The sequence below is a fragment of the Coprococcus sp. RTP21204st1_G4_RTP21204_210225 genome (assembly GCF_040915385.1).
Taxonomy (GTDB): Bacteria; Bacillota; Clostridia; order Lachnospirales; family Lachnospiraceae; genus Allocoprococcus; species Allocoprococcus comes.
Genome location: NZ_JBCPDP010000003.1, coordinates 265,570 through 272,364 on the forward strand (window position 1 = coordinate 265,570; position 6,795 = coordinate 272,364).

The window sequence follows — 6,795 nt, forward strand, 5'->3', positions numbered from 1 at the left end:
AGAAATGATTCGGATCAGCTGTAAGAATGAACGTTTCACCTACGACATGTATCATATCGTAAAGTCATTTCTTCCTGATGCCGAGATCAGCCAGAAGGTAGATCCAGAACAGGAACTTCTGATCGAGATGACCGCAGAAGAGGAACCAGATCTGGAAGAGCAGGCATGTGATAAAAAGGTCCGGTGGACCTTTTTTCATTGCAGGGAGGCTGAAATCGCAGACATCAGCGAAAAAAGAGAACAAAAGCGTTATATCAATAAAAAATTATATCAGACCCTGGTCAAAAAGACCGGAGAAGAACATGCATGGGGGAATATGACAGGTGTCCGCCCCACAAAGATGATCATGGAAAGACTGGAAGAAGGTTCTTCTGAGGAAGAAATCATCCGGTATATGCATGATACCTATGTGGTAAGCGAGAAAAAAGCAATGCTTGGTATCGAGATTGCAAAGCGGGAAAAAGCCCAGCTTGACAAGCTGGATTATGAAAATGGATACAGTCTTTATATCGGAATTCCGTTCTGCCCGACAACCTGCAGTTACTGCTCCTTTACTTCTTATCCGGTTGCAAAATGGCAGGACCGGATGGATGAATATGTAGATGCACTTTTAAAAGAGCTTGCATTTATTGTAGAGGTTTCAAAAGAAAAGCATCTTAATGCGATTTATATGGGAGGCGGTACGCCGACAACCCTGAGTGCACAGCAGATGGACCGGGTTTTGAGTTTCCTGGAAGAACATTTTTCCTTTGAACATCTGAAAGAATATACGATCGAAGCCGGAAGACCGGACAGTATTACTGAGGACAAGCTGCGAGTGATCCGAAAGCATGGAGTTGGCAGAATTTCCATCAATCCACAGACCATGCAGCAGAAGACACTGGATGTGATCGGAAGACGTCACACAGTGGAGGATGTAGTCCGCATTTTCCATCTGGCAAGAGAACTGGGATTCGACAATATCAATATGGATCTGATCGCAGGTCTTCCGGGAGAACATCCGGAGGAAATGGAAGATACTCTTCGTCAGATCAAAGAGCTTGCACCGGATAGTTTGACGGTCCATGCACTTGCAATGAAACATGGTTCGAGACTGACACGCGAACGGGCTGCAAGCACAGAAAAACAAAATTACAAACAGATGGCAAGAGAGCTGGAAGAGATGATCGATATGGCACGTAAGGCGGCCGGTGAGATGGGACTTTATCCGTATTATCTCTACAGACAAAAAAATATTGCAGGAAATTTTGAAAATGTAGGTTACGCAAAGGTTGACAAAGCGGGAATTTACAATATACTGATTATGGAGGAAAAGCAGTCCATCGTTGCTGCCGGTGCAGGCGCATCGACTAAGGTGATGCTTCCGTATGAGATTCCGGCGCCCGGAAGTAAAAACGGGCGGATGACGAATCTGATAAGAATAGAAAATGTCAGAGATGTGGGAGAATATATTTCCCGTATCGATGAGATGATAGAGCGAAAAGGAGAATGGTTATGGCATTAAAGAAAAAACCGGTTACCGGCATGAAAGACATGCTCCCGAAAGAAATGGAAATCAGAGATTATGTGATCCAGATGATCAAGGATACCTATAAGACATTTGGATTTACTTCCATAGAGACACCGTGTGTGGAACACATTGAGAACCTGTGCAGCAAACAGGGTGGCGACAATGAAAAACTGATCTTCAAGATTCTGAAGAGAGGGGAAAAACTGAAAATTGCTGAGGCAAAAGAAGAAATCGATCTGGTAGACGGAGGACTTCGTTATGACTTGACAGTTCCACTTGCAAGATACTATGCAAATCATGCAAATGAACTGCCGTCACCGTTTAAGGCACTTCAGATTGGCAATGTATGGAGAGCAGACCGTCCACAGAGAGGACGTTTCCGTCAGTTCATGCAGTGCGATATCGATATTTTAGGTGAGCCGGGTAATCTTGCAGAGATCGAACTGATCCTTGCAACTACGACCATGCTTGGAAAGATGGATTTCCACAATTTTACGGTATGTATCAATGACCGTAATATCTTAAAGGCGATGGCTGCATTCAGTGGATTTAAGGAAGAAGATTTCGACGAAGTATTTATCATCCTTGATAAGATGGATAAGATCGGCAAAGAAGGCGTAGGTGAAGAACTGGTTGAGATGGGTTATACAAAAGAAAATGTAGATACTTATCTTGGACTCTTTGATGAGATCAACCCGGATGTTGATGGAATCCGTTTCTGCAAAGAAAAGCTGGCAGGATTCCTTGATGAGAAGACAGCTGACAGCATGGAAATGATCATTTCCAGCGTAGAAAGTGCAAAAGAGGCAGATTTCAAAGTAAAATTTGATCCGACGCTGGTACGTGGACAATCTTACTATACAGGAACCATTTTTGAAGTAACGATGGATGAATTTGGCGGCTCTGTTGCAGGTGGCGGACGTTACGATAAGATGATCGGTAAATTCACAGGGCAGGACACACCGGCATGTGGATTCTCAATCGGATTTGAGCGTATTGTCATGCTGCTTCTGGAAAATGGATATGAGATTCCTTCCAAGCGCCAGAAAAAAGCATATCTTCTTGAAAAGAATATGCACAAGGAAGGCATCCTCAAAGTACTTGAGATGGCAAAAGCTGACCGCGCAGCCGGGAAACAGGTTCTGGTGGTCAATATGAAGAAGAACAAGAAATTCCAGAAGGATCAGCTGATCGCAGAAGGATATGAAGATATCACAGACTGCTACAAAGATTCCGTTATGGATTTATAAGGAAAGAGAAACGCAGGAGGATAAATTAGAATGGCAGAGTCAATGACAGGACTGAAAAGAACACATCGGTGTGCAGAGCTTTCAGAGGCAAACATCGGTGAAAAAGTAACCATCATGGGATGGGTACAGAAGAACAGAAATAAAGGTGGACTGGTTTTTGTAGATGTACGTGACCGTTCCGGACTGATCCAGGTTGTTTTTGAAGAGGGAAGTACAGATAAAGCGCTTCTTGAGAAGGCAGCAAAGCTTAGAAGTGAGTTTGTTGTAGCAATCGTGGGAACTGTTGAAAAACGTTCCGGTGCAGTTAATGAAAATCTTGCAACAGGTGCGATTGAGATCAAACCGGAAGAACTCAGAATTTTATCTGAATCTGAGACACCTCCGTTCCCGATCGAAGAGAATTCCAAGACAAAAGAGGAAGTACGTCTGAAATACCGTTTCCTTGATCTTAGAAGACCGGACATCCAGAGAAACCTGATGATGAGAAGCCGTGTGGCTACCCTCGCACGTCAGTTCATGGCAAAAGAAGGATTCCTTGAGATCGAGACACCGTTCCTGATCAAGAGTACACCGGAAGGTGCAAGAGATTACCTGGTACCGAGCCGTATTCATCCGGGAAGCTTCTATGCACTTCCGCAGTCACCGCAGATCTTCAAACAGCTGCTGATGTGCTCCGGATATGACCGCTATTTCCAGATCGTAAAATGTTTCCGTGATGAAGACCTTCGTGCAGACCGTCAGCCGGAATTTACACAGATGGATATGGAACTTTCTTTTGTAGATGTTGATGATGTCATTGATATCAATGAGAGACTGCTTGCACATCTGTTCAAAGATGTACTGGATATCGATGTACAGCTCCCGATTCAGAGAATGACCTGGCAGGAAGCAATGGACAGATTCGGTTCTGATAAACCGGATATCCGTTTCGGCATGGAGCTGGTTAATGTGACAGAGACTGTCAAAGACAGCGAATTTGTTGTATTTAAGAATGCGATTGAAGCAGGCGGAACTGTCCGTGGTATCAACGCAAAAGGCCAGGGTGGCATGGCCAGAAAGAAGATCGACAAGCTGGTTGATTTTGCAAAAGGTTATGGAGCAAAGGGACTTGCTTATATTGCAATCCATGAAGACGGAACTGTCAAATCTTCTTTCTCAAAATTCATGACGGAAGAAGAGACAGCAGCGCTGATTAAAGCGATGGCTGGAGAGAATGGAGACCTTCTTCTCTTTGCGGCAGATAAGAATAAAGTTGTATGGGATGTTCTTGGTGCACTCAGACTGGAACTGGCACGCCAGATGGAACTCCTTGATAAGAATGAATACAAATTCCTGTGGATCACAGAATTCCCGCTTCTTGAGTGGAGTGATGAACAGAACCGTTTCACAGCAATGCATCATCCGTTTACCATGCCGATGGAAGAAGATCTTCAGTACATCGACAGTGATCCGGGAAGAGTCCGTGCAAAAGCATATGACATCGTTCTGAATGGTAACGAGATCGGAGGCGGAAGTGTCCGTATCTTCAACCAGGAGATCCAGAGTAAAATGTTTGAAGTACTTGGATTCACACCGGAACAGGCACAGGAGCAGTTCGGATTCCTTCTGAATGCATTTAAATACGGTGTGCCGCCACACGCAGGACTTGCTTACGGTCTTGACCGTCTGGTTATGCTGATGGCAAAACAGGATAGCATCCGCGACGTGATCGCGTTCCCGAAGGTAAAAGATGCATCTGACCTGATGACAGAAGCACCGGAGAGAGTCGATCCGAAGCAGCTGGAAGAGCTTGGACTGGAGCTGGAAGAGCATACAGCGGACGCTGAATAAATTTTATAATTCAATTTTTAAAAATGAACATTTTTTCACAGAGAGCAAGATTGGCTGTCAAAGTGAAGAAATGTTCATTTCTTTTTTTATAGCGAAATTCTATAATAATGATAGTTGAAATAAAAGGAGGATGGGATATATGGCACATAAAATTTTAGAAGAAGCGCAGGAAATAAATGATCTACTTATAAAATGGAGAAGAGATCTTCATCAAATTCCTGAGACGGATCTGGAGCTTCCAAAGACTGTGGAATATATCAGTAAACGTCTGGATGAGATGAATGTAGAATACAAGGTATTTCCTGAGGTTTCAGTGATTATCGCTCAGATTGGAAAAGGGGATAAATGTTTTCTTCTGAGAAGTGATATGGATGCGCTTCCGGTAGAAGAGGAAACGGGACTTGAATTTGCATCAAAGAATGGCTGTATGCATGGATGCGGACATGATCTGCACGCTACGATCCTTCTTGGAGCGGCAAAAATTTTAAAGGCGCATGAAGAAGAACTGCCGGGCGTGGTCAAATTATTGTTCCAGCCAGGTGAGGAGACCTTCCGCGGAGCGAAAGCAGCAGTGGAAGCAGGAGTCCTGGAGAATCCGCATGTAGATGCTGCCTTTGCAGCGCATGTATTTGCGGCAATTCCATGTGGAACGATTGGATATGGTGTGGAAGCCATGGCATCTGTATATGGCTTTAAAATCACCCTTACAGGACGTGGCGGACACGGTTCTGCACCGGAGGGCTGTATTGACCCGATCAATGCTGGTGTAGAAGTTTATCATGCTCTTCAGGCACTGATCGCCAGGGAATGTCCACCATCAGCAGAGGCAGCACTTACAATTGGACAGTTTACAGCTGGTAATGCAGCAAATGTAATTCCGGAGCGCTGCGTGCTTCAGGGAACACTAAGGACATTTAATGAAGAAGTAAGGACGATGCTGATCCGGAGGATCAATGAAATTGTTCCGGCTGTTGCAGCAGCTTATCGTACTACATGTGAAATCGAAGAACTCAGCAATGTTCCGAGTGTAACTTGCAATGAAGAACTGAATGCAGAGTATATTAAAAGTGTTGAGTCTCTTGAGAATCCGGGAACAACGATTAACGGTGGATTTCATGTCATGGGATCCGAAGACTTTGCCGTGATTTCGGCAAAAATACCGGCAAGTTATTTTGTAGTCGGAGCCGGAGTGGAAGATCAGAGTAAATGGAAAGGACAGCATAATCCAAAGATTCTGTTTAATGAAAAAGCATTACCGCTTGGCGCAGCCATGTATGCGAAGATTGCAATGGACTGGCTGGCAAAATAGAAGAGTAGATCTATAAGATTAGAATAAATAAAAAGAAGGGATCAGACTTTTACAAAAAAGTGAAAGCGGATCCCTTTTTGTGTATCTGGCACAACTCTGACAAAAGGGGTCTTTTGATTTAATTAAAAGTTTAATCAGAAATTTACATGAATGAAAAAAGAGACTTATGAAAATCATAAGTCTCACAAAGAGCGACAGACGGGACTCGAACCCGCGACCTCCACCTTGGCAAGGTGGCGTACTACCAACTGTACTACTATCGCATCTATTAAATTGTGTTCATCAGAACAATATCTACTATACAGTACAAAGAAGGAATTGTCAACGAAAAAATGAAGAAATTCTGTTCTACTTTTTGCGGAGATTCAATAAGTTTTCTGTTAATCAGACAAAAAATGATTTTAACAGAATAATAGGTGAAGACAAGTAGAAAAGTCCGACATATAAAATTGAAAATATACTTGACCAATTGATAGATATATTGTATAGTATTTATTGTTCTGATGAACAACAAATAATGAATGCGATAGTAGTACAGTTGGTAGTACGCCACCTTGCCAAGGTGGAGGTCGCGGGTTCGAGTCCCGTCTGTCGCTCTTGAATTAAGAACTACATGTTGCGTGTGGTTCTTTTTTTGTGCATACAATGAGCCAAATACAGATTTTTACACCCATGCAGATTTGTGCTTGCACAAGGATCTGCATGGGTGTAAAAATCTGTATTTGGCGAATGTACATCATCGAGCTGCTAAGCGAGATGGTGTACGTTCGCCGGGGGTTCGTGTTCACACGAAACCCTGGCTCATTACTAACGTAAAAAAGGGCGTGTGAAAAAACGAAAGTTTTTCATGCGTCCTTTGCTTATGAATACAACAGTAGTTATAGTTCATAAAAAAG

General features: G+C 43.4%; 4 protein-coding genes and 2 tRNA genes. 5 read left to right on the plus strand and 1 reads right to left on the minus strand.

What is annotated here, in order from left to right:
* Positions 1-4 precede the first annotated feature (4 nt).
* The 4 genes from hemZ to AB5213_RS04555 all read left to right on the plus strand — a co-directional run bounded on the left by hemZ (position 5) and on the right by AB5213_RS04555 (position 5,899).
* A complete protein-coding gene (hemZ, locus tag AB5213_RS04540; RefSeq protein ID WP_215634109.1) occupies positions 5-1,504 on the plus strand; it encodes a coproporphyrinogen dehydrogenase HemZ in 1,500 nt (499 codons plus the stop codon).
* Complete coding sequence (hisS, locus tag AB5213_RS04545) at positions 1,489-2,760, plus strand: histidine--tRNA ligase (RefSeq protein ID WP_055156792.1); 1,272 nt, start codon at positions 1,489-1,491, stop codon at positions 2,758-2,760. The genes hemZ and hisS overlap by 16 nt, the downstream gene beginning before the upstream one ends.
* 30 nt (positions 2,761-2,790) lie before the next feature.
* Positions 2,791-4,590 carry an aspartate--tRNA ligase gene (gene aspS, locus AB5213_RS04550; RefSeq protein ID WP_022221136.1) on the plus strand — a complete coding sequence of 600 codons (1,800 nt, stop codon included), beginning with the start codon at positions 2,791-2,793 and terminating at the stop codon, positions 4,588-4,590.
* A gap of 139 nt (positions 4,591-4,729) precedes the next feature.
* The gene (locus AB5213_RS04555) at positions 4,730-5,899 is read left to right on the plus strand and encodes a M20 family metallopeptidase (protein WP_044998604.1); all 1,170 of its coding nucleotides are present in this window, start codon (positions 4,730-4,732) and stop codon (positions 5,897-5,899) included.
* 190 nt (positions 5,900-6,089) lie between these two features.
* On the opposite strand, the gene AB5213_RS04560 is transcribed toward AB5213_RS04555, so the two are convergent.
* Positions 6,090-6,162: transfer RNA gene (locus AB5213_RS04560), tRNA-Gly, on the minus strand.
* Positions 6,163-6,422: 260 nt separating this feature from the next.
* Here AB5213_RS04560 and AB5213_RS04565 point away from each other — a divergent pair.
* Positions 6,423-6,495: transfer RNA gene (locus AB5213_RS04565), tRNA-Gly, on the plus strand.
* The last annotated feature ends 300 nt before the right edge of the window (positions 6,496-6,795 follow it).

Coding starts and splice junctions, on each gene's coding strand:
- aspS (WP_022221136.1), top strand. CDS start 2,791: ATGGCAGAGTCAATGACAGGACTGAAAAGAACACATCGGTGTGCAGAG.
- AB5213_RS04555 (WP_044998604.1), top strand. CDS start 4,730: ATGGCACATAAAATTTTAGAAGAAGCGCAGGAAATAAATGATCTACTT.
- hisS (WP_055156792.1), top strand. CDS start 1,489: ATGGTTATGGCATTAAAGAAAAAACCGGTTACCGGCATGAAAGACATG.
- hemZ (WP_215634109.1), top strand. CDS start 5: ATGATTCGGATCAGCTGTAAGAATGAACGTTTCACCTACGACATGTAT.